Below are 26,173 nucleotides of genomic sequence, written 5' to 3'. Positions count from 1 at the left end.
CACGATCACGCAATTTCGCGTTTGGAGGCCACACATGGCGGACAACTCACTTTTCGGCGTGCACGGAGCAGCGCTCATGGTGCGTTCGAAGCGCATGGGCGTACTCGCGTCGAACATCGCCAACGCCTCGACCCCGGGATTCAAGGCGAAGGACATCGATTTCAAACAGGCGCTCGATGCGGTCGAGCAGCCGGGGATGAGTTCGCCCACGCGGGCGATCGACGATGCGACCAAATACCGGGTGCCGTTGCAGGCGTCGCTCGACGGCAACACCGTCGATCTGTCGACCGAGCAGACCGCCTTCGCCGAAAACGCCGTCGCCTACCAGACGACACTGTCTTTCCTGAACGGGCGGATCTCCACGATCACCCGCGCACTGAGGGGTGAATGATCATGGCGCAGCCGATGAGCATCTTCGACGTCGCCGGTCGGGCAATGTCCGCACAGATGGTCCGCATGAACACGACCGCGTCGAACCTCGCCAATGTCGGTGGCGTCGCGACGACGCCGGACCAGGCGTACAAGACGATGAAGCCGGTGTTCCGCACGCATTACGATGCGGCGTCGGGCATGGCGACGGTCGACGTCGAAAAGGTCGTGAGCGCGGGCGAAGAACCGACCAAGCGCTACGATCCGGGCAACCCGCTCGCCGATGCCAGTGGCAATGTTTACGAAAACGCGGTCGACCAGACCCGCGAGCTCGTCGACATGATGGAAGCGGCGCGCAGCTATCAAAACAATGTCGAGGTGATGCAGACCGCCAAGTCGCTGATCGTCGACACCCTCAAGCTGGGACGCTGATCATGGCGACTTCGTTCGACACCGCGCTTTCAAATTCGGGCATCGGCCGCACCAATGCGACGACGCAGGCGCTGGCCAATGCGACGGGCAAATCGACGCTCGACCAGAGCGATTTCCTGTCGCTGATGACCGCGCAGCTCAAGAACCAGGACCCGTTCAACCCGGTCGACAACACGCAGATGGTGTCGCAGATGGCGCAATTCTCTTCGCTGGCCAGCCAGGAGGAGACCAATTCGACGCTGAAGGCGATCGCCGCGAAGCTCGGCGCGACCAGCTCGAGCGATGCGCTCGCCTGGGTCGGCAAGAATGTGCTGACAGAAGGCGACACCGCCTATCCGCTCGCCAATGGCGGGATGCAGGCTGGCATCGAACTCGACGGCGACGCAACCGATGTCACGGTCACCGTGCAGAACGCCAATGGCCAGTTGCTGCGCACCGAATCGCTCGGCCCCCAGTCGAAGGGCACCGTCAATTTCATGTGGGACGGCACCACCGATACCGGCGAGGCCGCCGGGTCCGGACCGTTCACGATTTCCGCGCACGCCGTCAACGGAACCGATGACGTCGTCAGCCGCACGCTCGTGTGGGCGCCCGTCACATCGGTTCAGATGACCAATGACGGCGACCCCGTCCTCACCGTGCCCGGCGTCGGGCAGATCCCAGCATCCGCCGTCCGCAGCGTCGGCTGACCTTTTCGAACAGGAGTAACGCGCATGTCCTTCTATACCTCGCTCAGCGGCCTCAAGGCGGCCCAGAACGATATGTCGACGATCTCGCACAACCTTGCGAACGTCTCGACCAACGGATTCAAGAAGAGCCGGACCGAATTCGCCGACGTCATCGCGTCGAGCTTGTCGGTCAGCCCGACCCAGATGATCGGTTCGGGCGTCGTTACCAAGGCGATCCGCCAGCAGTTCGGCCAGGGCACGCTCAACCAGTCGGGTTCTTCGCTCGACCTCGCGATCGCCGGTGACGGCTTCTTCGCGGTCAAGCCGAACATGGACGGCTCTCAGGTCAACTTCACCCGCAACGGCGGTTTCCTGGTCGACGCCGATCGCTATGTCGTCGATGCGCAGGGCGCGCACTTGCAGGTCTATCCGGTCGACGGCAGCGGATCGGTGGTCGCCACCGGGCTCGATCAGGCGGTGAGCCTGCGCCTGCCGCAGACGAGCGGCACCCCGCAGCCGACGCAGAATGTCGCGCTGGGCGTGAACCTCAATTCGAGCAGCGCGGTGCCGAGCACGCCGTTCGACCGCTTCAACACCGACTCGTTCAACCAGTCGACGTCGAGCACGATCTACGATGCCGACGGCAACGCGCTGACGATGACCAACTATTTCGTCCGCAAGACCGCGGCCGCCGGCACGCCGCCGACGAGCACATGGGAAGTCCACAGCTATGTCGGCGATCAGGAACTGCAGCCGGCAAGCGGATCGGGTCCGATCACCGCGACGTTCGATGGAACCGGCGCGATGACTTCTCCGACATCGGCAACGGCATTCGCGCCGTTCACGCCGGGCGCCAGCTCGACACAGATGCAGCTCAGCCTCGACCTCGCGTCGTCGACGCAGCTCAGCTCTCCGTTCAACGTCGTGACGCGCAGCCAGGACGGCAAGGCCGTCGGCCAGCTTCAGGGCGTGACCGTCGACAGCGAAGGGCTGGTCAGCGCCAGCTTCTCGAACGGCGAGACGCAAGCGATCGGCAAGGTTCTGCTCGCCAACTTCTCGAATCCGTCGGGCCTGCGCCAGCTTGGCAACAGCTCGTGGTCGTCCTCGGGCATCTCGGGCGCGCCGATCGTCGGCGAGGCCGGACAGGACGGTTTCGGATCGATGATGTCGAGCATGGTCGAAGGATCGAACGTCGACATTACCGAGGAACTGGTCGGCCTGATCGCCGCGCAGCGGAACTTCCAGGCCAACGCCAAGGCGCTCGATACCTCGAGCAAGATCTCCCAGGCGATCTTCAACATCCAGTAACGGGCTGAATTGGGGGGAACCGCACGATGGACCGGCTGATCTATACCGCGATGTCCGGCATGCGCAGTCAGATGACGACGCAGGCGGCGATCGCGAACAATATCGCCAACGCGAAAACGATCGGCTTTCGTGCGGACCGCGTCGGTTTCGACCGGATGATGATCGACGGCGAAGGGTTCGACACGCGGCAGGATACCAGTGCCGGCGTGATCGACATGGACCGCAGCGCCGGCACGATCGAACAGACCGGTCGTCCACTCGACGTCGCCGTTACGTCGGACAGCTGGATCACCGTCCAGGCGACCGACGGCAAGGAAGCCTATACCCGTCGCGGCGATCTTTCGATCGCGCCGACGGGCGTGTTGGAAACCGGCGACGGTTTCCCGGTGATGGGTTCGGGGGGACCCATCACCGTGCCTCCCGCCCAAAGGGTGATGATCGCCGAAGACGGCACGCTGTCGATCATTCCGCTGGGCGCCGAACCTGGTGCCGCGCCGCAGAAGATCGACCAGATCAAGCTGGCGAGCGCGACGGGCACCGATACGGTGAAGGGCACCGACAACCTGCTGCATGTCCGCGGCGGCGGCGTGTTGCCGCAGGATATGGAGGGCAAGGTCGCCAGCGGCGCGCTCGAACAGTCGAACGTCGACATGACCCAGGCACTGGTCGACATGATCGAGAACCAGCGCGCCTATGAGGTCCAGGCTAACCTCCTCAAAGAAGCCAAGAAAATGGACGAAGGCGGCGCATCGATCATGCGCATGCCGAGCTGAAGGAACTGACCGATGAGCAATGCGGCAATGCATATCGCGCGCACCGGGCTCGACGCCCAGGACATGCGCATGCGGGTGATCTCGAACAACCTCGCCAACGTCAACACGACCGGGTTCAAGAAGGACCGTGCGGCGTTCGAGACGCTGGCCTATCAGACGGTAACCGCGCCGGGCGCGGCGAGCACGTCGCAATCGAAATACGCGACCGGCCTTAACCTCGGCACCGGGGTGCGGGTGCAGGGCACCGCGCATATCGATACGCAGGGGTCGCTGCAGACCACTGGCAATTCGCTCGACATGGCGCTCGACGGCGACGGCTATTTCCAGGTGCAGATGCCGGGCGGAACGCTCGGCTATACCCGCGCCGGCAATTTCTCGCGCTCGCCCGAAGGACTGCTCGTCACCTCCGAAGGCTATCAGGTCATGCCGGGCATCACCGTGCCCGAGGGCGCGACCTCGATCACCGTCGGGTCGGACGGCACCGTATCGGCGACCGTGGCCGGCCAGACCGAGCCGAGCGAGCTAGGCCAGATTCAGGTTGCCAGCTTCCCCAATCCGGCCGGACTTCAGGCGACCGGCGACAACTACATGATCGAAACCGCCGCCTCGGGCGCGGTCAATCTGGGTGTCGCGGGCCAGGACGGGCGCGGCCAGATCCGCCAGGGCATGCTCGAAGGGTCGAACGTCAATGTCGTCGAGGAGCTGGTCGACATGATCGAGACGCAGCGCGCCTATGAGGTCAATTCGAAGATGATCAAGGCGACCGACGAGATGCTCCAATATGCGAACCAGAATGTCTGATATGCGCACCATCAACCATATCGTCGTCGCGCTCACCGCAGGGTCGCTTCTCGCGCTCGGCGCTACGCCCGCCTGCGCACGCGACCATGAAGAGAATCCCCGCTACGCAGCGACGGTCCCGCCGCCGCCGGCACCGCCGCCCGCGAACGGATCGATCTTTCAGGCGTCGCAGGGCTATGCCGGCCTGTACGAGGGAAGCCGCGCGCATGCGGTCGGCGATCCGCTGACGATCGTGCTGGTCGAACATACCAGCGCGACCAAGTCGGCGGGCTCGAACCTCGACAGCAAGGGCGGGTTTTCGATCCTGCCGCCATCGACCGGCCCGCTGTCGGTATTCAACTCGAGCGACGCCGCCGCCAGCGGCACGCGCGGGTTCAAGGGTACGGGCACGGCTGGCCAGTCGAATGCGCTGAGCGGCGAGATTACCGTAACGGTGTACGCAACCTATCCCAATGGAACCATGCTGGTTCAGGGCCGCAAGCGCCTTACGCTCAATCGCGGCGACGAATGGGTCGAGATTCGCGGGATCGTCCGGTCGGCCGATATCAGCGCCGACAACCGCGTCGCTTCGACCCGCGTGGCCGATGCGCAGATTTCCTACACCGGCAAGGGCGACGTCGCCCGCGCCAGCCGTCAGGGCTGGCTGAGCCGCTTCTTCCAGATCATCAGCCCCTTCTAAGCGCCGGAGCACAGACGACATGATCCGCTTTCTCATCGCTGTCCTCGCCGCCCTGACGATCGCACAGCCGGCCATGGCCGAACGCGTCAAGGATCTCGGCTCGTTCCAGGGCATCCGGTCGAACCAGCTCGTCGGCTACGGCATCGTCGTTGGCCTGCCGGGCACGGGCGACGACAATCTGGAATATACCGTGCAGTCGATGAAGGGCGTCACCTCGCGCTTCGGCCTGCAATTGCCGGCCGGGGTCAATCCGGGGCTGAAAAATGCCGCGGCGGTGATGATCACCGCCGACCTGCCCGCCTTTGCCAAGCCGGGGCAGAAGATCGACGTGACCGTCGCCGCGCTGGGCAAGGCCAAGTCGCTGCGCGGCGGCAGCCTGATCCTGACGCCGCTGCAGGGTGCCGACGGTCAGATCTACGCGATGGCGCAGGGCAACCTGGCCGTCGGGGGCATGGGCGCGAACGGCGCCGACGGCTCTTCCATCGTGGTTAACGTGCCGTCCACCGGTCGCATTCCGGAAGGCGCGACGGTCGAGCGTGCGGTCGATACCGGGTTCGCCACGACGCCCACGCTGACCTTCAACCTGTCCGAATCGGATTTCACCACCGCGCAACGCGTCGCCACCGCAATCAACGGCCGTTTCGGCCAGGGTATCGCCAGCGCGATCGACGGCGTGTCGGTGCGCGTCGCCGCGCCGCAGGGCGCGGGGCTGCGGTCGACGCTGATGAGCGAAATCGAGAATATCGAGGTCGAACCTGCAGAGGCCGCTGCCCGCGTGATCGTCAATGCACGCACCGGAACGGTTGTCATCAACTCCGCCGTCCGGGTCGCACCTGCTGCTGTCACGCACGGCAAGCTGACGGTGCGGATCGACGAGCAGCCGCGCGTCAGCCAGCCGGCCCCGTTCAGCAAGGGCAAGACGACGGTCGTGCAGGACAGCGCGGTCAGCACCGAAGAGGAACGCCACCCGATGTTCCTGCTCGCGCCCGGCCCGAAGCTGGCCGACATCGTCAAGGCGGTGAACGCCATCGGCGCGTCGCCCAGCGACCTGGTCGCGATCCTCGAAGCCCTGAAGGAAGCCGGCGCGCTGAAGGCCGACTTGATCGTGCTGTGACCCAGCCGGTTTCGCCCACCTCGCCGCTCAGGCTTGATGGCGTCGCGTCGGACACGCGCCGGACGAACACGCACGCCAATCTCGATCAGGCGGGCCAGCAGTTCGAAGCGATCTTCGTCAACATGATGCTGAAGTCGATGCGCAGCGCGAACCTTGCCGAAAGCCTGTTCGACAACAAGGCGACCGAGCAGTTCCGCGACATGCAGGATCAGCAATTCGCCAAATCGATGGCCGCGCACACCCCGCTGGGCATCGGCAAGGCGATGACCGACTTCCTCGCCAAGGCGCAGAGCGCGTCGGATACGTCCGATGCCAGCGCCTCGGCCAAGCAGGATGACGCGAAATGAGCGATCTGCTGTCGATCGGCGCCAGCGGCGTCCGGGCCTATCAGTCGGCGATGACGACGGTTTCCGAAAACATCGCCAATGTCGGCACCACCGGCTATGCCCGTCGTTCGACCGATCTGAGCGAGATCAGCGCAGCCGAAAGCTTCCGCACGCGTTCGGTGCTGAGCGGACAGGGCGTGTCGATCAACGGCATATCGCGCGCCGCCGACCCGTTCCGTTCGGCTGAGGTCCGCTCGGCACAATCGGATCTGTCGCGCACCAGCACCGGCGTCGCCACGCTGGAACGGATCGACAGTTCGCTGACCGATTATCAGCTTTCCGACCGGCTGACCGCCTTCTTCGCCGCGGCCAAGAGCGTTGCCGCCGATCCTTCGGCGACGGGACCGCGCGCGGCGATGCTCGAAAGCGCGCAGGGCGTCGCCAGCGCCTTTGCCGGCAGCGGGCGCGCGCTCGATGCCGCCGCGAACGAGATCGACACGCATGCGAAGCAGTCGCTCGACCAGCTCAACCAGCTCACCGGCGCGCTCGCCAAGGTCAATTCCTCGCTCGGCAGGACCGCCGCGGACAATAGCGGCCATGCGCAGCTGCTCGACGAACGCGACCGCATTCTCGAATCGATGAGCAAGATCACCGATATCAGCGTCGATATCGACACGGCGGGCCGCGCATCGGTGCGCGGCGGCGGCAGCGCGGGTCCGATGCTCGTGCAGGGCGATATCGCGTCGACGGTAAGCTACTCTCGCAACGCCACGGGGGCCGTGTCGCTCGCCGTATCGCGCCTCGGCACGACCTCGGCGCTGACGCCAACCGGGGGCGAACTTGCCGGCATAGTCGACGGCGCCCAGCGCATCGCGGCGGCGAGCGAACAGCTCGACACGATCGCGAAGGATTTCGTCGACGGCATCAATGCGGTGCAGGCGGGCGGCAACGATCTGTCGGGCAATCCCGGTGCCGCGATGTTCGCCATGTCGGGCGGCGCATCGACGATGACGATGCCGATGACCGATCCCGGCGCGATTGCCGCAGCCGGTCCGTCGGGCGGCGCGCGCGACAATTCGAACGTGGCCAATCTCGACGCCTTTCGCACTTCGGGCAATATCGAGAACCGGATCACCGACCTCGTCACCGACAACGCCTCCGCGCTGTCGGGCCGACGCGCCGTCTCCGACGTTCAGACCGCCATCAAGGACAAGGCGACGGCCGCACGCGATTCGGTCGCCGGCGTCAATCTCGACGAGGAAGCGGTCGACCTTCTGCGCTTTCAGCAAGCCTATCAGGCGTCCAGCCGCGTGATCCAGGTCGCGCGCGAATCGCTGCAGTCGCTGCTCAACATCGGATAAGCCCATGCGGATCACCACCAGCCAGTTCTTCAACCGATCGGTAGGCCAGCTCGCCACGCTCAACGGCCAGGCCGACAAGCTGCAGTCGCAGATCGCGACGGGCAAGCGGCTGACGGGCGCCGCCGACGATACCATCGCCTATCAACGGCTGGCGGGCATCAAGCGCGCCACGGCGGACGACGCGGCATACACATCGAACATCGATTTCGCGCAGAGCCTGCTCGATCAGTCCGATTCGACGCTCAGCAGCATCACCACGCAGCTGCAGCGGGCCAATGAATATGCGGTGCAGGCGGCGAACGGAACGCTGTCGCCCAGCGACCGCGAAAGCATCGCCGTCTCGCTCGACGGGATACTCGATCACCTGCTCTCGCTCGCCAATACGAAGGATACGAGAGGGCAGCCGCTGTTCGGCGGCACATCGGGCGACACCGCCTTTGCGAGGGCCGCCGACGGCACGGTCAGCTATGTCGGTGCCGGCGACACCTCCTCAATCCCGATCGGCGCCGACACGAATATCCAGGTCGGGACCGACGGCGCGAAGATCTTCGGTGGCAACGGGTCGACGCCCGATATGTTCGCGACGATCAAGGGACTCGCCGACGCCTTGCGCTCAGGCGGCGACACCAGCAGCGCGATGGACGATATCCAGGCGTCGCTCAACAAGATCACGACCGCACAGGCATCGATCGGCGCGCGGGGCGCGCGGCTCGATCTCGAGAAATCGCGGCTGACCGATCTCGCCGCATCGCGCGACGTGACGCGATCGCAACTCGAAGATACCGACGTCACCACCGCGATCACCGAGCTTCAGAAGACGCTGACCGCGCTTCAGGCGACGCAGGCGAGCTTCACCAAGCTCGAGGGCCTTTCGCTGTTCGATTATCTGCGGTGATTACCGTTTTGATAACCAAGTTCGGCGAAACATTGCTGAAAGTTCGCGCGAACCGGTCGTTACTGGTTCTGGCCGAGTAAGTTTTCACGCGCGGGGGGAATTGGCGAACACATGTTTCCAGTAATCGGCCTTGTTGTCCTGCTCGTCATGGTCTTTGGCGGCTTCGTCTTCACCGGCGGCGCGCTCGGCCCGGTGATGGAAGCCATTCCGCACGAAATGATCATCATCGGCGGCGCGGCCGTCGGCGCGCTAATCATCGGCAATTCGATGAAGGAGCTGAAGGCGCTGGGCGGCGGCTTCGTGAAGGTGCTGAAAGGCCCCAAATACAAGAAGCAGGACTATCTCGACACGATCTTCCTCGTGTCGAAGCTGATGAAGATGCTGCGCACCGATGGTCCGATCGCGCTGGAACCGCATGTCGAGGACCCGCAATCCTCGGCGATATTTTCCGAATATCCGCGCCTGCTCGCCGATCACACGCTCATCAACCTGATCGCCGACACGCTGCGTCTCGTCGTCGTGTCGTCGGGCACGCTCGACGTGCATGCGGTCGAAGAGGTGATGGATAACGCCATCAAGACCCACCATCATGAGGTTGAAGGGCCGCAGGTCACGCTGCAATCGCTGTCCGACGCACTGCCCGCGCTCGGCATCGTCGCCGCGGTGCTTGGCGTCGTGAAGACGATGGGTTCGATCGACAAGCCGCCGTCGATCCTGGGCGGCATGATCGGTTCGGCGCTTGTCGGCACCTTCATGGGCGTGCTGCTCGCCTATGGAATCGTCGGGCCGCTCGCATCGCGCCTGAAACAGGTGATCGACGCCGACGCAGCGATCTATCATGTGGTGAAGCAGATCATCATCGCCTCGCTCCACGGCCATCCGCAGCCGCTGGTCATCGAAGCAGCGCGGTCGGGGATCGCCCATTCGAACCAGCCCAATTTCGGCGAGGTCTTCGACGGACTGCGTGGGCGCTGAGCCATGGCCGCGCGCGCTCCCCACGGCTCGAACCAGCCGCCCAAGATCATCGTCAAGAAAATCTATGTCGAAGGGCATGGGGGCCATCACGGCGGCGCCTGGAAGGTCGCCTATGCCGACTTCGTGACCGCGATGATGGCGTTTTTCCTGCTATTGTGGCTGCTCGGCGCGACGACCGAGAAGCAGCGCAAGTCGCTCGCCGATTATTTTGCGCCGACGCTGGTCGAACTCAAGCAGAACAGCGCCGGGTCGAACGGGCTGTTCGGCGGCGAATCGATCATCGACAAGGACAATTATCCGCACAAGGCGGCGCAAACCGGCACGCGCTCTATGACGATCCCGACCGATGCCAATGGCGGCGAAGATGTGGGCACCGGACAAAAGGGCTCGCTCAAGAGCAAGGAAGCGCTCGCCGCCGAGGACCGGGATAATTTCCGCAAACTGCGCGCCGAACTTCGCAAGCGCATGGACGCATCGCCGCGCCTCGCCAAGCTGGCCGACCATGTCCACTTCGTCGCCACACGCGACGGGATGCGGATCGACCTGCTCGACGACGCCAACTATTCGATGTTCGCGCTGGGTACGACGACCCTGGTGCCCGAGGCGTCTAAACTGATCGGACTGATCGGCGAAACCGTCGGGCCGATGCACAATCCGATCATGATCCGCGGCCATACCGACAGCCTGGGCTATGGCGACACGAAACAGATGAACAACTGGATGCTGTCGAGCGGGCGTGCCGAGGCGACACGCCGCAAGCTCGCAGATAGCGGCATCCCCAACGATCGCTTCGAACGGATCGAAGGCGTTGCCGACCGCGAGCCGATGGTTGCCGACAACCCCGCCGATCCGCGCAATCGCCGCGTGGCGATAACGCTGCTCTATCGCCGCGGCCATTTCGGCGACTGAGGACGCGCGGTCAGAAGAATATCTTGCGAACGCTGATCCGCACGGTGCGACCCAGCGGATCGACATAGCCCGGCTGATAGCTGATCGGAACGGTGCCCGCGGGCGTCGTCACATGCTGGCGCGAATCGAATATGTTGTCGACCGACAGCGAAACGCGCGTGCCGCGCAACCAGCGATGGTCGCGAACCAGCGAGCGCTGCTGACCGAGATTGGCGAAGAGCCGGAAGCTGACCGTCGCGAGATCGGAAAAGCGCAGCGAATCTCCGCCCGAGGGGCCACCATCTACCGTGGTCGCGCTTTGCCAGTCGGCCTTTGCCCGAATACCGAAGCCATTCTTGAAATAGCCGGCGCGTGCCTGCACCTCGTGCCGGGACTGGCCGCCGCTATTGCCGGTCGCGGACCCGTTGAGCAGGTCGAGCGGCGCCACGCCGTCGCGGATGAACACCTTGTCGACCAGATGAATGGTGTGAAAGACGCTGAAATCGATCCGCCCGCCGCGACGCCCGCGCCAGCCGCCACGACCCCGGCCACCTCTCCGGTCCTGCATAGCGTCCTGCCGCTGAGCCCCGCCGCCATTGTTCGCCTTGGCCCCATCGCCATCTTGCCCCGCCGCATTGTCGCCGCGCGAGTTCCGCCGCCGATCGGGCGGCGGCCGACGTTCTTCGGGCTGGAGGCGCTTGCGGAAATCGATGCCCCAGCGGAATTGCTGTCGCCGCGATTCCTGAAAGTTGATCGGACGGCGGTCGACCTGGATCAGTCGGCCAGAGGCATCGCGGAAGAACCGGTCGGGAAACGCCGCTTCCACCGCCACCGTCGGCGACGGAAAGCCCGCGATCGGATCGTCGATCTGCTCACGGACATATTCGGTCGAGATGCGCAGATCGGGATTGTTGTCGAGCGGCTTCAGGTCGAGCCCCACCTTCAGCACATGCCGGTTGTCGGCGCGCAGTGCCGGATTGCCGCCCGACACCGCCACGATATCGACCGTCTGACCCGTCACATAATCGAAGATGCGCGAGTTCGGTGTGGAGATCACCGGATCGTTGAGCTGGCTCGCCGATGGCGCGCCCTGTTCCTGCGTATAGCTGACGATCAGCCGCACCGGATCGACCGGTTCCCAGTGAAAGCCGCCGCCGACCGAGGTCAGCGTGCCGAAATCGGAAAGCTCGGCAATCTGCGCATTGGCGTTGAGCGACAGGTTGCCGATGGCGGAAAGGACGTCGCGCCGCCTGCTCGCGATGGGCAGATCGACATTGACCTGCGCATTGGCGCGGTCGCGGCCGATGCGGCGCGACTGGAAGATGCCCCCAATCGTCGATTCGCTCGACAGGTCGCTGGTTTCGAACTCGGCCTTGAACGAGGTCGAGACCTCTCCCGCCGGCAGCGAAAAAGGCGATCCGTTGACAAGCGTGTCGATCGCGCCCGTGCTCGAAACCGACCGCGCACGGTCGCTCAGAACCGGCGGCGCTAACAGGTTGAACGGATTGGCGCCCGGATCGCCCGCCAGCAGCGCCGCCTGTAACAGGCTCGTATCAAGCCCCGTCTCGGTCCGCGTATCGGTGACTTCGCGGTCGTAATTGCCCGTGGCCGACCATTGCCAACCCGAAAAATGTCCGTTCAGCGTGACGCCACCATGCGCGGTGAAATCGCGCGTGTCGCGGTTGAGCGGATCGGCCGGCCGCGCATAGCGATAGAGCGTCACGTCGTTGGCGAAGGGGGAGAAGGGATTGCTTCCTGGCAGGTCGAGCGCGAAGCCCGGCAGCCCTTGCAGCGCCTGGCTGTTCTGTTGCTCCAGCCGGATATTGCCCGTCGCCGAAACATCGCCGATCGGGCGCGTCAGCACGGCGTTCAGGCTGTAGCGCTGGGTCGAGGGGCGTAGCGTGCGATACCGTGTCGTGTCGGTACTGTTCGTCGTCCCCGCCGTCGCCGCGAAATCGCCGAGCGATGGTCGCACAGTGCCGACCGGAACGCCGGCCGAGGTTACCGGCCGCCCGACCTGCGCGCTGAGCGCGGGATCGATCTCGCCGCCGCCGGCGCCGACAATATTGCCGTACAGGTCATGGGGCGCATTCGTGGCAGCCGCGATGATGTCGCGCTCGCTTTCGAGCAGTTTGTTGGTCCGCTCCGCCTCCAGATCGACGTTCAGCCGCTGATCGCCGTTGATCGCGACGTAATTGGCCTCCGCCTCGCCATCGCTCCACCCGCCGGCGGTCGCCACCTTGCCGTCGAGGTCGGCGGTATAGGCGCGAAAATGGTCGCGCAGGACAAAGTTCACCACGCGCTGATCGGCGCGATAGCCATATTTCAGCGCGACCTCTTCGGGCAGGATGTCGACACGCTCGATCGCCTCGGTCGGCAGGTCGCGAATTTCGCGAAAGCTGGAAATGCGCTGGCCGTTGAGGAGTACGACGGGCCGACCGCTGCTCCGCCCCCGGCCGCTCGACGTCAGCGGCGACAGCGCGTCGAGCAGTTCGGAAACCGATGCCGCGCCATAGGACTGGATATCGCCCTGATCGAGCTGCTCTTCGGGCGGAATATCGCCGATAACCGCGCCGCGCTGCCGTTCTCCGGTGACGACGATTTCGGTGCCCGTATCAGTGCCGGTCGCGCTGCCATTCGCCTGCTGCCCGTCCTGCCGTGGCTGCGGGTCGGTCTGCTGCGCGGCAAGCGCGGCCTGCGATGTCGCGGCGAGCAGCGCGGCCGCCAGAACAGGGAAACGAGTCATTCACTGGGCTTTCCGACGTTGCGCACAGGCCGGCGGCGCGGCCGGCGACTCTTGCCTAAACCCCTTTTGTCGCAAAAGTTTCGCAGCCGCGAAAAAAGCGAATCGACCTAGTCGGTTCGTGATTTCGATAGCGATGGCGCGCGCGCGGGTGTGCGCGAAAAGCGCGGCGCGGGCGCAGGCTGCACGGCGCCGCCGACTTCGATGAAGGTTTCGCGCGCGACGTTATGGCCGTGCCCGGGCGCCTCGCCCATCGCCAGCACCGGCGCGAAACATATATCGCTCCCTTCGAAGTCGGCGGCCCATTCGTCGCGCGTTCGGGTGGCGAAGATGGCATCCAGCCGCTCTCGACAGCGCGGCCATGTCTTCGGGTTCATCTGCTGCGCGAAATCGGGGTCGCTCGTCAGGCCAAGCCGCTCAAGCAGCTCGGCATGGAATTGCGGCTCGATCGCGCCGATCGCGACATATTCGCCGTCGCTGCACCGGTAGCAGCCATAGAAATACGCCCCGCCATCGAGCAGATTTGCGCCGCGTTCGTCATGCCACAGCCCGCGATGCCTTAGGCCCCATATCTGCGCGGTCAGCAGCGCGCTGCCGTCGGTCATCGCGCAGTCGATCACCTGCCCCGCGCCGCCCGTCCGCGCATGGAGGATGCCCGATACCATCCCGAACGCGAGCATCATCGCGCCGCCGCCATAATCGCCGACCAGGTTCATCGGCGGCACCGGGCGTCCGTCCGCCGGCCCCACCCCGCCAAGCACGCCCGACAGCGCGATATAATTGATGTCGTGCCCGGCAGTCTGCGCCAGCGGCCCCGTCTGCCCCCATCCGGTCATCCGGCCAATCACCAGCTTCGGATTGCGCTCGAGCAGCACATCGGGACCCAGCTCCAGCCGTTCGAGGACACCGGGGCGGAACCCCTCGATCAACCCGTCGGCATCGGCGACGAGATCGAGCACGCGCTCGCGCCCCTCTTCGGTCTTCAGGTCGGCATGGGCGATCGTGCGCGACCGCAGCACCGGATCGCGCGGATCGTGCGGCTGGCCGGGGCGTTCGACGCGAATCACCTCGGCACCGTGATCGGCGAGCATCATCCCGCAGAACGGGCCGGGCCCGATGCTCGCCAGCTCGACGATACGGACGCCGAACAGGACCCCGGTCACGGTGCTCAGCGCGGCGCCATGCGGATCGCGCCGTCGAGGCGCACATCCTCACCGTTGAAATAGTCGTTCTCGACCATCGCGAGTGCGAGCCGGGCATATTCCTCCGGCTTGCCGAGCCGCTTGGGGAAAGGCACCGAGGCGGCGAGCGCGTCCTTCACCTGTTGCGGCGCGCCCTGCATCAGCGGCGTATCGAAAATGCCCGGCAGGATCGTGTTGACGCGGATGCCCTCGTTCATCAGGTCGCGCGCGATCGGCAGCGTCATGCCGACGACGCCGCCCTTCGACGCCGAATACGCCGCCTGGCCGATCTGGCCATCCTCGGCGGCGACGCTCGCCGTCATCACGATCGCCCCGCGAGCACCATCCTCCCCCGGATCAAGCGTCAGCATGCCGGCGGCCGATTTCGCGACGCAGCGGAACGTCCCGACAAGGTTGATCTGGATGAGCCAGTTGAACGCCTCGAGCGCGAAATGCTTGATCGAGCCGTCCTCCTTCGACCGGCTGGCGGTCTTCATCGCGTTGCCCGTGCCCGCGCAGCAGACGAGGACGCTCTCCTGCCCATGCGCCTCGCGCGCCTTGGCGAACCCGGCATCGACGCTCTCGTCGGAGGTCACGTTCACCTCGCAGAACACGCCGCCGATTTCCTTCGCGACCGCTTCGCCCTTTTCCGTCTGCAGGTCGAAGATCGCGACCTTCGCGCCCCGTTCGGCGAGCGCGCGCGCCGTCGCCGCCCCAAGCCCCGATGCGCCGCCGGTAACGACCGCTGCCTTGCCCTTCACGTCCATGTTGCTCTCCTGATTGTTGGTGGTCAGCCGCCCGCCGGCAGGTCCTTGAAGGCGACATCCTTGTCGGTGCGGATTTCGCCGGGCAGGCCCAGCACGCGCTCGGCGATGATGTTCTTGAGGATTTCGTCGGTGCCGCCGGCGATCCGCAGGCCCGGCGCCCACATCACCGCGTCGTGAAACGCCCCCTTCATCGGCGCGAGATCGGGATCGTCGATGATGCCGAACTGCCCCTCCGCCTCGATCGCGGCGTTGCCGATCTGCTGGAGCTGGTTGGCGGCGATGATCTTGCCGATCGAGCTTTCCGGCCCCGGCGTCTGCCCGCGCGACAGCGCGGTGATCGCACGCATCCGCGTATTGCGCAGCCCCTCGGCCAGGACCCACCAGTCCGCGAGCCGCTCGCGAAAGGCGCGGTCGTGAAGCAGCGGCCCGTCGCTCCCGGGAAGCTCACGCGCGAGTTTCAGGATATCGGCAGGCCCGACGCCGGTTGCCCCACCGACCGCCAGCCGCTCGTTCATCAGCGTGAACAGCGCGACCTTCCACCCGCCATCGACCGGCCCCAGCCGCTGCGCATCGGGCACGCGCACGTCGGAGAAATAGACCTCGTTGAAATCGGATTTTCCCGACATCTGGTGGATGGGGCGGATGTCGATGCCGGGCGACTTGAGATCGATCCAGAACATCGTCAGCCCCTTGTGCTTGGGAACCTCGGTGTTCGTGCGGACGAGAACGATGCCGTAATCCGAATAGTGCGCGCCCGAGGTCCAGACCTTCTGCCCGTTGACGATCCAGTCGTCGCCGTCGCGAACCGCGCGCGTGCGGATCGCCGCGACGTCGGACCCGCCCGCGGGTTCGGAAAAGAGCTGCGACCAGATTTCGTCGCCGCGCACCGCGGGGCGGACGAAACGCTGTTTGGTCGCATCGTCGGCAAAGCCCATCACCGTCGGCACGCACATGCCGAGCCCGATGGTGAAATAGCCCGCCTGTACCGACGGAAACTTCGCCTCTTCCTGCCCGAAGATGACCGACTGGATCGGCGTGCCGCCGCCCCCGCCCCATTCCTTGGGCCAGGTGATGCAGGCATAGCCCGCCTCGGTCTTGCGCGCCTGCCACGCCCTGGCGCGCGTCAGCGGGTCGGGGAAGCGCTCACGCTCATGCGCCGCGACATTGTTCTCGAGCCAGGTACGCGCCTTGGCCCGGTATTCCGCCTCCTCCGGCGTATCTTCGAAATCCATTTCGGCTCCCCTCAGGCGGCGTTGCGCGTTTCGAGCTGCCCGACCAGCCGCTCGCGCCATTCGGCGGGCGCGCCGGCGACGAGCGCGAGCTGGCGCGACCGGCGGTAGAACAGGTGGCAATCATATTCCCAGGTGAAGCCTACGCCGCCATGCGTCTGGATATTCTCCTTGGCCGCGAACCAGAACGCCTCCGACGCCGCGACGCGCGCGATCGCTGCCGCCAGCGGAAGCTCCGCCGCGCCCGAATTGAGCGCCCATGCGCCGTAATAGGCGTTCGATCGCGCCACCTCGTTCTTCACATATATGTCGGCGAGCTTGTGCTTGATCGCCTGATAGCCCGCGATCACCCGGCCGAAGGCGTGGCGCTGAAGCGCATAGTCCTTCGCCATTTCGAGACAGCGATCGGCGCCGCCGAGCTGTTCGAAGGCGAGCAGCACCGCCGCGCGGTCGAACACCGCCTGCATCGCGGTGTGCCCACCCTCGTCGCCGAGCCGCTCGGCGGGCGCATCGGTGAAGGTCAGCTTTGCCGCACTGCGCGTCGGATCGAGCGTGGACAGCGCCTCCGCCACGACGCCCTCTCCGCGTTCGACCAGATACAGCCCGTCATCGGCAAGCGCGACGATCAAGTCGGCGACATCGCCGTCGGTGACCGGAATCTTGGTGCCGGTGAGTTTCCCGCCAGTCACCCGCGTCTTCACCGCGCCGACCGGCCCCGGCCCTTCGGAGGTGGCGAACGCGCCGATGACCTCCCCCGCCGCGATCTTCGGCAACCACTTCGCCTGCTGCGCCTCCGATCCGAACCGCATCAGCGCCTCGGCAACGAAATAGACGGTCGAGGCGAACGGGATCGGCGCACAGGCGCGGCCCAGTTCCTCCGCGATGGCGCACAGTTCGACATGGCCGAGGCCCAGCCCGCCATGCGCTTCGGGGATTGCCGCGCCCAGCCAGCCCTGCGCCGCGACCTCGCGCCACAGTTCGGCGTCATAGGCATGATCGCCCTCAAGTACCGCACGCACCCGGTCGGCCCCGCATTTCGCGGCGAGGAACTTGCGCGCCTCTTCCTTCAGGAATTTCTGCTCGTCGGAATAATCGAAGTTCACGCGTTCTCCCTCCGCCGATGCGCGGCGCGATATTCGTCGCGCAGCAGCCGCTTGTAGAGTTTGCCCGTGGCGTGGCGCGGCAGCTCGGCCCGGAAATCGATTCGGCGCGGCGTCTTCACATGGCTGAGATTGGCGCGGCAGAAATCGGTAAGCTCGGCGGCGAGCTCGGGCCCGGCATCGGTCATGTCGATCGGCTGGACGACGGCGACGACTTCCTCGCCCATCTCGTCGTGCGGCGCCCCGATCACCGCGACATCGGCGACCCTCTCATGCGTCACCAGCAAATTCTCGATCTCGGCCGGATAGATGTTCACCCCGCCCGAAATGATCATGAAGCTCTTGCGGTCGGTGAGGTAGAGATAGCCCTCTTCGTCGAGCCAGCCGACATCGCCCAGCGTCGTCCAGCCCTGTTCGTGGGTGATCGAGGCGGTCTTTTCGGGGTCGTTGTGATATTCGAACGCCCCGCCGCCGGCGAAATAGACGAGCCCCTCCTGCCGCGGCGACAGTTCCTCCCCATCGTCGCCGACGATTTTCGTCTGCGAGATCAGATTGCGCCCGACCGATCCCGGATGCGTCAGCCATTCGGCCGAGGAAATCGCGCAGAAACCGTTACCTTCGGTTCCGGCATAATATTCGCCGATGATCGGCCCCCACCAGTCGATCATCGCCTGCTTGACCGGAATCGGACACGGCGCAGCGGCGTGCCATGCCGATTTGAGCGAGGAAAGATCGTATTTCGTTCGTACGTCCTCGGGCAGCTTGAGCATACGGATGAAATGGGTCGGCACCCACTGCGCATGCGTGACGCGGTATTTTTCAATCGCGGCGAGCGCCGCTTCGGCATCGAAATGCTCCATCACGACAACCGTCCCGCCGAGCTGCTGGACCGCCATCGACCAGCGCAGCGGCGCGGCATGATAGAGCGGCGCAGGCGACAGATAGACCATGTCGGGCGTGAAGCCGTAGAGCGCCTGCCCCAGCGGCACGAGGACACTGGTGTTCTGGCCGAGCGGTTCGTCGGACAGCGGGTGCTTCACCCCCTTGGGGCGACCGGTCGTGCCCGACGAATAGAGCATGATCCCGCCCGGCGATGCATCGCCGATCGCCGTGTCGGGCTGTGCGTCGCGCGCTTCTTCATAGCTGTCATAGCCCGCGACGGTGCCGTCGCACATCAGCAGCCGGCAATCGGGCAGCCGTTCGGCAAGCGCCGTCGCGCATTCGGCGACGCCCGTCGAGGCGATCAGCACGCGGCATTCGCCGTCGCGGACGATATATTCGGCCTCGGCGACGCTCAGCTTGGACGACAGGCAGGTGCAATAGGCACCGGTCCGCTCGATCGCCCAGACGATCTCGAGATAGCGGGCGCTGTTGTCCATCATCAGCGCGACTCCGTCGCCGCGCTTCACCCCCAGCGAACGCAGCAGATGCGCACCCTGATTGGCGCGGGCGTCGAGCCCGCCATAGGTCACCGTCTCGCCCGAACCCGCCATGATATATGCCGGCTTGTCGGGGTGCTCGCGCGCATGCGCGATGGGGTGGAGCAGGTCGGTCATGCCGCGTGACGGCCGCCCGATTCGCGCCGGTATCTGCTGGCCCTGGTCGCCATCACCCACTCCCGCTGCCGCGCCTGTTTGACGACGCGTGATTTTGGCGTAACTTTCGTTATGGCCAAGCGCATGTCAAGCGAAGCTGTCGCGCCGCACCGGCGAAGCCGCGCGCCCCGCGCCGACGAACTGGCGCCCGAAGACTGGCTGGAGGCGGGGTTGCGCCTGCTGCGGCGCGGCGGCCTCAAAACGCTGAAACTCCGCGCGCTTGCGCTCGAACTGGGCGTATCGACGGGGAGTTTCTATCATCATTTCCGCGACTTCGACGCCTATCAGGCGCGGCTCGCATCCTTCTTTTCGGGGCCACGCATCGACGCGCTGCTCGCCGCGATGCATGCGCGCGAGGCTGACCCCGTCGCGCGTATCCGCGCGCTCGCCGTGCATGTCGAACGGCGCAACCTTTCGCAGCTCGCGCTGGCGATGCGCGCCTGGGCCGAAAGCGACGCCAATGCGGCAGAGGCGGTGCGCAGCCACGACGCCAAGGTGATGGCATTTCTCGCTCAATGCCTGGAGGATGCAGGCTTCGATGTCGGCGAGGCCCGGCTTCGCAGCCATGCCATATTGTCGGTCGGGCTCGGGCTGGTTCACTACCCCCATCCCACCAGCCCCGACCAGTTGCGCGATGCGGTGATCGACCTGTTGTGCCGAGCGTCGTCGGAAACAAGCCGGCCGTCCCGCGTTACACAAGCATGACAGGGCGGATTTCCGCAGGCATCGAACGCAAGGTCGCGATCCTTTCGCGGGTCGCCGACGAAACGCGCCTGCTCGTCCGCTCCTTTTTCGGTCCCTCGCCGGTAGCGCTCGATTCGCTGCCGCGCGGCGAAGGTGGCGGACATTGTCTGGTGCTGCCGGGCTTCATGGCCTGCGACACATCGATGCTCCCGCTGCGGCAGGGCCTCAACTTCATGGGATATCGCACGCACCGCTGGAAACAGGGCCGCAATCGCGGCGTCGATGCGCAGACGCTCGAGCGGATCGATGCGCGAATCCGCTATCTTCAGCGCAAGCACGAGGCACCGATCGTCCTGATCGGCTGGAGCCTGGGCGGCATCATCGCGCGCGAATACGCCAAATATGCCCCCGAACGCGTCGGCGCGGTGATTACGCTAGGCAGCCCGCTTGCCGGCGATCTGCGGCAGCTTCCGATTGCGCGCATCTATGAAATGATCGCCGGCCACCGCGTCGATCAGCCGCCGGTGGAATGTTCGCTCACCGCCAAGCCGCCCGTGCCGACGGTCGCGCTCTATTCGCGGCGCGACGAGGTCGTTCCTTTCGCCCATGCCTTTTGCGGAGAAGCGGCTGCCGACCACAATATCGAGGTCGATTGCCTGCATCTCGGCTATCCGTCGGACGCCAGGGTGATGCGCGTGATCGATGACGCCATCCGCTGTTACTGCCCGGAAGCGGCGCCCCGCCCGGCGCCCGTTCCGGACCCGGCCCGTTCGCCCCTGGTATCGACCCAAATCGCCTGATGACCGATACCGCCCTACCGACCCGCCGGGCGCGGCTGCGCGCCTTTGTGCGCCTGAAAATGGAGCGCAAGCTGCTCCTCACGCTGATCGCCGTACTGGTGCTCTCGATCGCGCTCGCCGGCGCTGTCTGGCTGGCGTCGCCACAGCGCGAATGGGTGCGGCTAGGCGCCGGAAAGGCCGGTGTCGACCCGAATATCGCCGCGGCGCCCGCACCCGTCCCGCAGGCAACGCCGACCCCCTGGCAGACCGCGCGCGCCGCGATCCGCAAGCTCGGTCGCGATCTGGGCTTCGGCCATGCCAGCTATTACGGACCGGGCCTCGCGGGCGGACAGACCGCTAGCGGAGAGCGTTTCGACCCGCGCAAGCTGACCGCCGCGCACCGCACGCTGCCGCTGGGCAGCCGCGTACGTGTGACAAACACCCGGACGGGGCGCAGCGTGGTCGTGCGGATCAACGACCGCGGGCCCTTCATCGCCGGTCGTGTCATCGACCTGTCGACGGCGGCGGCAAGGCGGATCGGAATGCTCGCAAGCGGCACCGCGCGGGTGCGGATGCAGTTGCTCGTCTGATCTGGGCCTATTCGCCCGGCTGCGCCCAGCTTTTCACGTGAACGTCGCGCTGCGGGAACGGGATTTCGACATCGTTTTCCTTGAACAGCCGCCACAGCCGGTTGAGCACGTCCGATTTCACATTGCCCACGCCGCCCTCGGGATCGTTGATCCAGACGAGGATTTCGTGGTCGACCGAACTGTCGCCGAACCCTTCGAGCCAGACATTGGGCTTTGGGCTCTTCAGCACGCGCGGCGATTCCTTGGCAGCGCGAAGCATCAGTTCCTGCGCCAGCGCCAGATCCGAATTGTACGATACGCCGACGGGAATGCGGACGCGGACGTTACGGTCCGAATAGGACCAGTTCTCCACCTCCTGCGTCATCAGATTCTCGTTCGGAATCAGATGTTCCTTACCGTCGCGCGTAATGACCGACACCGCGCGCACGCCGATCTTGTTGACCCAGCCGAAGCTGTCGCCGACCACGATGACATCGCCGGGCTTGATCGACCGATCCATCAGCAGAATGATGCCCGCGATCAGGTTGCCGACCGTCTTTTGCAGACCGAAACCGACGGCAAGGCCCAGCGCGCCGGAGAAGACCGCAAAGGTCGTCAGGTCGATCTGCAGAAAATCGATGCCGAAGAAGAACGCCGCGACGAGGATCGCGATACCGGCAAGCTTCTGCGCGAGCAGCTTCTGCGCGGGATCGAATCCTCTGGCCTGCTGGATCGAATGTCCGATCACCCGATTGGCGAGGCGCACCGCCGCGAACAGCGCGACGGCGACGACCATGATCGTGGTCAGCGAGAGCAGCGAATAGCGCCGTTTGCCGAAAGAAAAGCCGATCCGTTCGAGGACGTTCGAGACGACGTCCAGCCCGCCGACCGCATTCGACAGGATGATGACGAACAGGACCGCGGCGACCGTCCATGCCGCCCAGCGCGGCAGGTTCAGCCCGCGCAGAATTTCGACCACCAGCAGTGCGACCGCCGACCCGAGGGCAAAGCCGAATCCGATCGAGGACAGGTCGTTCCACGGCCATAGCGACGCGAGGATCGAGAGCAGGATCGCGGCGACGCCGTGCCGGACGATCTTGGTCATCCGGTCGGCCAGCCCCTCGACATGGCCGCCGACGCGCCGATCCCAGAACTCGGTCAGTCTGGGGCCGAGTGTCCGGCCGGCAAGCCACCCGACGACAAGCGCCGCCGCCGCCAGCACGAAGGCGATGCCGGCTTCCACCAGTTCGATCGTGTTGGGCAGCGTTATCCCGCGCACCGCCAGCCAGGTGGCCAGATCCTTCATGCCGCCGCGCGGAACCGGGCCAGCCCGGCCTCCAGATCGGCAATCAGGTCGTCGGTATCCTCAAGCCCGATCTGCAAGCGGACAAGCGGCCCCTCCGCCTGCCACGGGACGGCCTTGCGCAGACGTTCGGGATCGGCCGGTATCGCGAGGCTTTCGAAGCCGCCCCAGCTGAATCCGATACCGAACAGGTCGAGCCCGTCGATAAGCGCCGCGCGCGCCTCTTCACCTCCGCCCTTCAGCACCACGCCGAACAGGCCCGATGCGCCGGCAAAGTCGCGGTGGAAAAATTCGCTGCCGGGGCAGTCGGGCAGCGCTGGGTGGAGCACGCGCGCAACCTCGGGCTGGTCGCGCAGCCATTCGGCGATGCGGAGCGCGCTTTCGCCATGCTGTTTAAGCCGCACCCCCATTGTCCGCAGTCCGCGCGAGCCAAGCCAGGCATCGTCGGGGCTGACCGTCTGGCCGAGCTGGAAGCTCGTCGATCGCAGCGCGTGCCAATGCTCCTTCGTCGTCGTCACCGACCCCATCAGCACGTCCGAATGGCCGACGACATATTTGGTGCAGGCGAGGATCGACATGTCGATGCCCATCTCGATCGCCGGAAACAGCAGCGGTGTCGCCCAGGTATTGTCGAGCAGCGTAACGAGTCCCCGCTCCTTCGCCACCGCCACGATGGCGGGCACATCCTGCACCTCGAACGTCAGGCTGCCCGGGCTTTCGAGGAAGATCGCACGCGTATCATCGCCGATCAGGTCGGCAATGCCCGCGCCGACCATCGGGTCATATGCCCGCGTCTTGATGCCGAAGCGCTTGAGCATACCGTTCGACAGCGCCGTGGTCGGTTCATAGGCGCTGTCGGGCAGCAACAGTTCGTCACCGGGAGACAGGACCGAAAGCAGCGCGGCGGCGATCGCGGCAACGCCGGAGGGATAGAGGAAGGTCGCCTCCGCTCCCGGTTCGAGTTCGGTCAGCGCATCGGCAAGCGACCATTGTGTCGGCGTGCCGCGGCGGCCGTAGAACAGGCGGTGGTGCGTATCACGCACGGCATTGGCGCGCATCGAGGCGACATCGTCGTACAGCACCGTCGATGCCCGCCACACCGGCGGGCTGACGATGCCGCGCGTCCATTCCTTGCGGCGGCCGGCGAGCACGAGTTGCGTCGCCTTGGCCTTCGATCGGTCGTTCGATCCGCTCACTTGTCCCCCGTTTCCTTGGGCGTATCGGCGCGCGCGCCCCATTCGGCCCAGCTTCCATCATATAACGCCGCATCGTGGCCCAGAAGATGAGCCGCGAAGAGCGGCACCGCCGCGGTAATCCCCGAACCGCAGGTCGTCACCATCGCCCGCGCCGGGTCGATGCCGCGCGCCGCGAACGCCTGACGCAACGCATCGCCGCGTTTCCAGGTGCCGTCGGCGTTCAGCAGTTCCGCAAACGGCAGGTTTCGCGCCCCGGGAATATGGCCCGACGCCATATCCGCACGCGGTTCGGGATCGGAACCCGAAAAACGGCCCGCCGACCGCGCATCGACCACCTGCTCGGCGCCCGTCGCGATATTGGCGAGCATATCGTCCCTGCTCCGCACGCTCCCCCTGTCGAGGCGCGCGGCAAAAGACCCCTGCGCCACCTCGCCATTTCCTTTCTCGACCGGACGATCCTCCGCAAGCCATTTGCCAAAACCGCCGTCGAGTATCGCGACATCCGGCGCACCGAAAATGCGCAGCATCCACCAGGCGCGCGCCGCGCTCCTAAGCGGAGAATTGTCATAGACGACGATCCGGTCGCCATCGTTCACGCCCAGCGCCGCCATGCGATCGGCCATGAAGCGTTCCGACGGCAGCATCGACGGGCGCGGGTCTTCATGATCGTTCAGCGTGGCGAGATCGAGGAAGCGCGCACCGGGAATATGACGGGCGTCGAATTCGGCTCGCGCGTCACGGCCATGATCGGGCAGGAAATAGCTGGCATCGAGGATGCGAAGGTCGTCCGCACCAAGCTCCGCCGCCAGCCATTCGGTCGTTACCAGATAGTCCACGTCTCGGTCCCTTGCCTGCTCGTGCCCAAGGTTAGGCCGCTCCTGTGCCCGCGTCGAGATCATCGAGGAAATTGCGGGCCTTGGCGCGCAGGGCGAGCTTGTCTTCCTTCGCCATCCTTTCCCAGCTGCGATAAGGCATGGCGAGCCGGCGATTGTCCTTCAGCCGGTCGTGGTTGCGCGCCAGAAAGTCCCAATAAAGCGCGTTGAACGGACAGGCATTCTCGCCGGTCCGGTCCTTCACATCGTACCGGCACGAGCCGCAATAATCGGACATCTTGTTGATATAGCTGCCGGATGACGCATAGGGCTTCGACGCGAGCAGCCCGCCATCGCCGAACTGGCTCATGCCCAGCGTATTGGGCAGCTCCACCCATTCATAGGCATCGGCATAGACTTCCAGATACCATTGATGCACCTGCGCCGGGTCGGCACCGATCAGCAATGCAAAGTTGCCGGTTACCATCAGCCGCTGGATGTGATGGGCATAGGCATTGTCGAGCGTCTGTCCGATCGCCTGCGCCAGACAGTGCATATCGGTGTCGCCGGTCCAGTAGAAGCCGGGAAGGTCGCGGTTCGCCTCAAGGAAATTGCGCGTCGCGTAGTCCGGCCCCTCACGCCAATAGATTCCGCGCACATATTCGCGCCAGCCGATGATCTGGCGGATAAAGCCCTCGGCGGCGTTGAGCGGCACGTCGCCGTCGCGGTACTTCGCCTCGACCTTGCGGCAAAGGTCGAGCGGGTCGAGCAGCCCGGCATTGATATAGGCCGACAGGTGCGCGTGCCACAGCACCGGTTCGTCGGTGAGCATCGCGTCCTGATAATCGCCGAATCTCGCCAAGGCTTCGTCGAGGAAACGCCGCTGCGCGCGGAGCGCTTCCTCATGCGTGACCGCAAAGTCGAACCCGTCGAGCGTACCGGGATGATCGGCAAAACGCTCTGCGACCAGATCGAGCACGTCGTTCGTGATGTCGTCGGGGCGGAAGCTGATCCGTTTGGGCGTCAGAAGATCCGTCTGGGCGGGCTTGCGGTTCTCGCTGTCGTAATTCCACTTGCCGCCCTCCGGTTTGCCGCCGTCCATCAACAGCCCGGTCTTGCGGCGCATCTCACGGTAGAAAAATTCCATGCGCAGCTGCTTGCGGCCTTCGGCCCAGTCATCGAATTCGCCGTGGCTGCACAGGAACCGCGTATCGGCGCGGATTTCGACGTCCGCGTCGAACCGGTCGGCCCAGCTGTCGAGCATCGCCGCGACGCGCCATTCGCCCGCCTCGGTCACAACGATCCGGTCGGGGCGGTGCCGCTCGACGCCGCGCGCGACCTCCGCAGTGAAGCTTCGCTGATTGTCCTCGTCGTCGAGCGTCACATAATCGACCGTCCAGCCGCGCCCACGCAGCCGCTCGGCATGGTGGCGCATCGCCGAGAGGATGAAGGCGACCTTCTTCTTGTGGTGGCGGACATAGGTCGTTTCCTCGGCGACCTCCATCATCAGGATGATGCTGTCGTCCGGGTCGGCATCCTCGAGCGACGAGATGTCGAGGCAAAGCTGGTCGCCCAAAATCGGGATGAGTGTCGTCATGCGTTCCAATTCGCTCCTTGCGTGCCTAC

26 protein-coding genes are annotated in these 26,173 nt (G+C 65.4%); 16 read left to right on the top strand and 10 right to left on the bottom strand.

The genetic code is table 11. From position 1 onward, the window contains the following. The first annotated feature begins 34 nt into the window (after nucleotides 1-34). The 13 genes from flgB (at nucleotide 35) to J7S20_RS11410 (ending at nucleotide 10,610) form a co-directional block, all read left to right on the top strand. Entirely contained in the window at nucleotides 35-391 is a 357-nt protein-coding gene (flgB, locus tag J7S20_RS11470; RefSeq protein WP_284054363.1) for a flagellar basal body rod protein FlgB, read from the top strand. Nucleotides 392-393: 2 nt separating this feature from the next. Further along, nucleotides 394-801, top strand: coding sequence for a flagellar basal body rod protein FlgC (gene flgC, locus J7S20_RS11465; protein ID WP_284054362.1), 408 nt, complete (start codon nucleotides 394-396; stop codon nucleotides 799-801). Between the two features lie 2 nt (nucleotides 802-803). Then, nucleotides 804-1,490 (top strand): flagellar hook assembly protein FlgD, encoded by a 687-nt coding sequence (locus tag J7S20_RS11460; RefSeq protein WP_284054361.1) that lies wholly within the window; start codon nucleotides 804-806, stop codon nucleotides 1,488-1,490. Between the two features lie 24 nt (nucleotides 1,491-1,514). Next, complete coding sequence (locus tag J7S20_RS11455) at nucleotides 1,515-2,777, top strand: flagellar hook protein FlgE (protein WP_284054360.1); 1,263 nt, start codon at nucleotides 1,515-1,517, stop codon at nucleotides 2,775-2,777. Between the two features lie 26 nt (nucleotides 2,778-2,803). Further along, the gene (gene flgF, locus J7S20_RS11450) at nucleotides 2,804-3,550 is read left to right on the top strand and encodes a flagellar basal-body rod protein FlgF (protein WP_284054359.1); all 747 of its coding nucleotides are present in this window, start codon (nucleotides 2,804-2,806) and stop codon (nucleotides 3,548-3,550) included. A 12-nt stretch (nucleotides 3,551-3,562) separates the two neighbouring features. Further along, nucleotides 3,563-4,351: a flagellar basal-body rod protein FlgG gene (flgG, locus tag J7S20_RS11445; protein ID WP_284054358.1), complete on the top strand. Its 789-nt coding sequence runs from the start codon at nucleotides 3,563-3,565 to the stop codon at nucleotides 4,349-4,351. 1 nt (nucleotide 4,352) lies between these two features. After that, entirely contained in the window at nucleotides 4,353-5,030 is a 678-nt protein-coding gene (locus J7S20_RS11440) for a flagellar basal body L-ring protein FlgH (RefSeq protein ID WP_284054592.1), read from the top strand. 19 nt (nucleotides 5,031-5,049) lie between these two features. Beyond that, nucleotides 5,050-6,144 carry a flagellar basal body P-ring protein FlgI gene (locus J7S20_RS11435; protein WP_284054357.1) on the top strand — a complete coding sequence of 365 codons (1,095 nt, stop codon included), beginning with the start codon at nucleotides 5,050-5,052 and terminating at the stop codon, nucleotides 6,142-6,144. Continuing rightward, nucleotides 6,141-6,491 carry a rod-binding protein gene (locus J7S20_RS11430; RefSeq protein ID WP_284054356.1) on the top strand — a complete coding sequence of 117 codons (351 nt, stop codon included), beginning with the start codon at nucleotides 6,141-6,143 and terminating at the stop codon, nucleotides 6,489-6,491. Before J7S20_RS11435 ends, J7S20_RS11430 begins: the two co-directional genes overlap by 4 nt. Next, a complete protein-coding gene (gene flgK, locus J7S20_RS11425; RefSeq protein ID WP_284054355.1) occupies nucleotides 6,488-7,831 on the top strand; it encodes a flagellar hook-associated protein FlgK in 1,344 nt (447 codons plus the stop codon). Before J7S20_RS11430 ends, flgK begins: the two co-directional genes overlap by 4 nt. 4 nt (nucleotides 7,832-7,835) lie before the next feature. Beyond that, entirely contained in the window at nucleotides 7,836-8,726 is an 891-nt protein-coding gene (gene flgL / locus J7S20_RS11420) for a flagellar hook-associated protein FlgL (RefSeq protein ID WP_284054354.1), read from the top strand. Nucleotides 8,727-8,837: 111 nt separating this feature from the next. Then, on the top strand, nucleotides 8,838-9,701 hold the full coding sequence (gene motA, locus J7S20_RS11415) for a flagellar motor stator protein MotA (RefSeq protein WP_284054353.1): 864 nt from the start codon (nucleotides 8,838-8,840) through the stop codon (nucleotides 9,699-9,701). Nucleotides 9,702-9,704: 3 nt separating this feature from the next. Beyond that, nucleotides 9,705-10,610 (top strand): flagellar motor protein MotB, encoded by a 906-nt coding sequence (locus J7S20_RS11410; protein WP_284054352.1) that lies wholly within the window; start codon nucleotides 9,705-9,707, stop codon nucleotides 10,608-10,610. Between the two features lie 10 nt (nucleotides 10,611-10,620). Here J7S20_RS11410 and J7S20_RS11405 read toward each other — a convergent pair whose 3' ends face one another. The 6 genes from J7S20_RS11405 to J7S20_RS11380 all read right to left on the bottom strand — a co-directional run bounded on the left by J7S20_RS11405 (nucleotide 10,621) and on the right by J7S20_RS11380 (nucleotide 19,165). Beyond that, nucleotides 10,621-13,335 (bottom strand): TonB-dependent receptor, encoded by a 2,715-nt coding sequence (locus J7S20_RS11405; RefSeq protein ID WP_284054351.1) that lies wholly within the window; start codon nucleotides 13,333-13,335, stop codon nucleotides 10,621-10,623. A gap of 107 nt (nucleotides 13,336-13,442) precedes the next feature. After that, complete coding sequence (locus tag J7S20_RS11400; RefSeq protein ID WP_284054350.1) at nucleotides 13,443-14,495, bottom strand: CaiB/BaiF CoA transferase family protein; 1,053 nt, start codon at nucleotides 14,493-14,495, stop codon at nucleotides 13,443-13,445. A gap of 5 nt (nucleotides 14,496-14,500) precedes the next feature. Further along, entirely contained in the window at nucleotides 14,501-15,280 is a 780-nt protein-coding gene (locus J7S20_RS11395; RefSeq protein WP_284054349.1) for an SDR family NAD(P)-dependent oxidoreductase, read from the bottom strand. Nucleotides 15,281-15,303: 23 nt separating this feature from the next. Further along, nucleotides 15,304-16,512: an acyl-CoA dehydrogenase family protein gene (locus J7S20_RS11390; protein WP_284054348.1), complete on the bottom strand. Its 1,209-nt coding sequence runs from the start codon at nucleotides 16,510-16,512 to the stop codon at nucleotides 15,304-15,306. Between the two features lie 11 nt (nucleotides 16,513-16,523). Further along, on the bottom strand, nucleotides 16,524-17,612 hold the full coding sequence (locus J7S20_RS11385; protein ID WP_284054347.1) for an acyl-CoA dehydrogenase family protein: 1,089 nt from the start codon (nucleotides 17,610-17,612) through the stop codon (nucleotides 16,524-16,526). Next, nucleotides 17,609-19,165 carry an acyl-CoA synthetase gene (locus tag J7S20_RS11380; RefSeq protein ID WP_284054591.1) on the bottom strand — a complete coding sequence of 519 codons (1,557 nt, stop codon included), beginning with the start codon at nucleotides 19,163-19,165 and terminating at the stop codon, nucleotides 17,609-17,611. Before J7S20_RS11380 ends, J7S20_RS11385 begins: the two co-directional genes overlap by 4 nt. A gap of 123 nt (nucleotides 19,166-19,288) precedes the next feature. On the opposite strand from J7S20_RS11380, the gene J7S20_RS11375 reads away from it, so the two are divergent. The 3 genes from J7S20_RS11375 to J7S20_RS11365 are packed head-to-tail and all read left to right on the top strand — an operon-like array spanning nucleotide 19,289 to nucleotide 21,257. Continuing rightward, complete coding sequence (locus tag J7S20_RS11375) at nucleotides 19,289-19,909, top strand: TetR/AcrR family transcriptional regulator (RefSeq protein WP_284054346.1); 621 nt, start codon at nucleotides 19,289-19,291, stop codon at nucleotides 19,907-19,909. Continuing rightward, on the top strand, nucleotides 19,906-20,688 hold the full coding sequence (locus J7S20_RS11370) for an alpha/beta fold hydrolase (protein ID WP_284054345.1): 783 nt from the start codon (nucleotides 19,906-19,908) through the stop codon (nucleotides 20,686-20,688). Before J7S20_RS11375 ends, J7S20_RS11370 begins: the two co-directional genes overlap by 4 nt. Continuing rightward, nucleotides 20,688-21,257 (top strand): septal ring lytic transglycosylase RlpA family protein, encoded by a 570-nt coding sequence (locus tag J7S20_RS11365; RefSeq protein WP_284054344.1) that lies wholly within the window; start codon nucleotides 20,688-20,690, stop codon nucleotides 21,255-21,257. The genes J7S20_RS11370 and J7S20_RS11365 overlap by 1 nt, the downstream gene beginning before the upstream one ends. Nucleotides 21,258-21,264: 7 nt before the next feature. Here J7S20_RS11365 and J7S20_RS11360 read toward each other — a convergent pair whose 3' ends face one another. The 4 genes from J7S20_RS11360 to J7S20_RS11345 are packed head-to-tail and all read right to left on the bottom strand — an operon-like array spanning nucleotide 21,265 to nucleotide 26,144. Continuing rightward, nucleotides 21,265-22,542 (bottom strand): mechanosensitive ion channel family protein, encoded by a 1,278-nt coding sequence (locus J7S20_RS11360; RefSeq protein WP_284054343.1) that lies wholly within the window; start codon nucleotides 22,540-22,542, stop codon nucleotides 21,265-21,267. Next, a complete protein-coding gene (metC, locus tag J7S20_RS11355; RefSeq protein WP_284054342.1) occupies nucleotides 22,539-23,777 on the bottom strand; it encodes a cystathionine beta-lyase in 1,239 nt (412 codons plus the stop codon). Before metC ends, J7S20_RS11360 begins: the two co-directional genes overlap by 4 nt. After that, the gene (gene sseA / locus J7S20_RS11350; RefSeq protein ID WP_284054341.1) at nucleotides 23,732-24,571 is read right to left on the bottom strand and encodes a 3-mercaptopyruvate sulfurtransferase; all 840 of its coding nucleotides are present in this window, start codon (nucleotides 24,569-24,571) and stop codon (nucleotides 23,732-23,734) included. Before sseA ends, metC begins: the two co-directional genes overlap by 46 nt. 31 nt (nucleotides 24,572-24,602) lie before the next feature. After that, complete coding sequence (locus J7S20_RS11345; RefSeq protein ID WP_284054340.1) at nucleotides 24,603-26,144, bottom strand: cryptochrome/photolyase family protein; 1,542 nt, start codon at nucleotides 26,142-26,144, stop codon at nucleotides 24,603-24,605. Nucleotides 26,145-26,173 lie beyond the last annotated feature (29 nt).

Source organism: Stakelama marina (assembly GCF_018122655.1).
GTDB lineage: Bacteria > Pseudomonadota > Alphaproteobacteria > Sphingomonadales > Sphingomonadaceae > Sphingomonas > Sphingomonas marina.
Note: the sequence above shows the minus strand (reverse complement) of the source record. Positions and strands in the feature narration are given on the sequence as shown.

Coding starts and splice junctions, on each gene's coding strand:
- flgB (WP_284054363.1), top strand. CDS start 35: ATGGCGGACAACTCACTTTTCGGCGTGCACGGAGCAGCGCTCATGGTG.
- flgC (WP_284054362.1), top strand. CDS start 394: ATGGCGCAGCCGATGAGCATCTTCGACGTCGCCGGTCGGGCAATGTCC.
- J7S20_RS11460 (WP_284054361.1), top strand. CDS start 804: ATGGCGACTTCGTTCGACACCGCGCTTTCAAATTCGGGCATCGGCCGC.
- J7S20_RS11455 (WP_284054360.1), top strand. CDS start 1,515: ATGTCCTTCTATACCTCGCTCAGCGGCCTCAAGGCGGCCCAGAACGAT.
- flgF (WP_284054359.1), top strand. CDS start 2,804: ATGGACCGGCTGATCTATACCGCGATGTCCGGCATGCGCAGTCAGATG.
- flgG (WP_284054358.1), top strand. CDS start 3,563: ATGAGCAATGCGGCAATGCATATCGCGCGCACCGGGCTCGACGCCCAG.
- J7S20_RS11440 (WP_284054592.1), top strand. CDS start 4,353: ATGCGCACCATCAACCATATCGTCGTCGCGCTCACCGCAGGGTCGCTT.
- J7S20_RS11435 (WP_284054357.1), top strand. CDS start 5,050: ATGATCCGCTTTCTCATCGCTGTCCTCGCCGCCCTGACGATCGCACAG.
- flgK (WP_284054355.1), top strand. CDS start 6,488: ATGAGCGATCTGCTGTCGATCGGCGCCAGCGGCGTCCGGGCCTATCAG.
- flgL (WP_284054354.1), top strand. CDS start 7,836: ATGCGGATCACCACCAGCCAGTTCTTCAACCGATCGGTAGGCCAGCTC.
- motA (WP_284054353.1), top strand. CDS start 8,838: ATGTTTCCAGTAATCGGCCTTGTTGTCCTGCTCGTCATGGTCTTTGGC.
- J7S20_RS11410 (WP_284054352.1), top strand. CDS start 9,705: ATGGCCGCGCGCGCTCCCCACGGCTCGAACCAGCCGCCCAAGATCATC.
- J7S20_RS11405 (WP_284054351.1), bottom strand. CDS start 13,335: ATGACTCGTTTCCCTGTTCTGGCGGCCGCGCTGCTCGCCGCGACATCG.
- J7S20_RS11395 (WP_284054349.1), bottom strand. CDS start 15,280: ATGGACGTGAAGGGCAAGGCAGCGGTCGTTACCGGCGGCGCATCGGGG.
- J7S20_RS11390 (WP_284054348.1), bottom strand. CDS start 16,512: ATGGATTTCGAAGATACGCCGGAGGAGGCGGAATACCGGGCCAAGGCG.
- J7S20_RS11380 (WP_284054591.1), bottom strand. CDS start 19,165: ATGACCGACCTGCTCCACCCCATCGCGCATGCGCGCGAGCACCCCGAC.
- J7S20_RS11375 (WP_284054346.1), top strand. CDS start 19,289: ATGTCAAGCGAAGCTGTCGCGCCGCACCGGCGAAGCCGCGCGCCCCGC.
- J7S20_RS11370 (WP_284054345.1), top strand. CDS start 19,906: ATGACAGGGCGGATTTCCGCAGGCATCGAACGCAAGGTCGCGATCCTT.
- J7S20_RS11365 (WP_284054344.1), top strand. CDS start 20,688: ATGACCGATACCGCCCTACCGACCCGCCGGGCGCGGCTGCGCGCCTTT.
- J7S20_RS11360 (WP_284054343.1), bottom strand. CDS start 22,542: ATGAAGGATCTGGCCACCTGGCTGGCGGTGCGCGGGATAACGCTGCCC.
- metC (WP_284054342.1), bottom strand. CDS start 23,777: ATGGGGCGCGCGCGCCGATACGCCCAAGGAAACGGGGGACAAGTGAGC.
- J7S20_RS11345 (WP_284054340.1), bottom strand. CDS start 26,144: ATGACGACACTCATCCCGATTTTGGGCGACCAGCTTTGCCTCGACATC.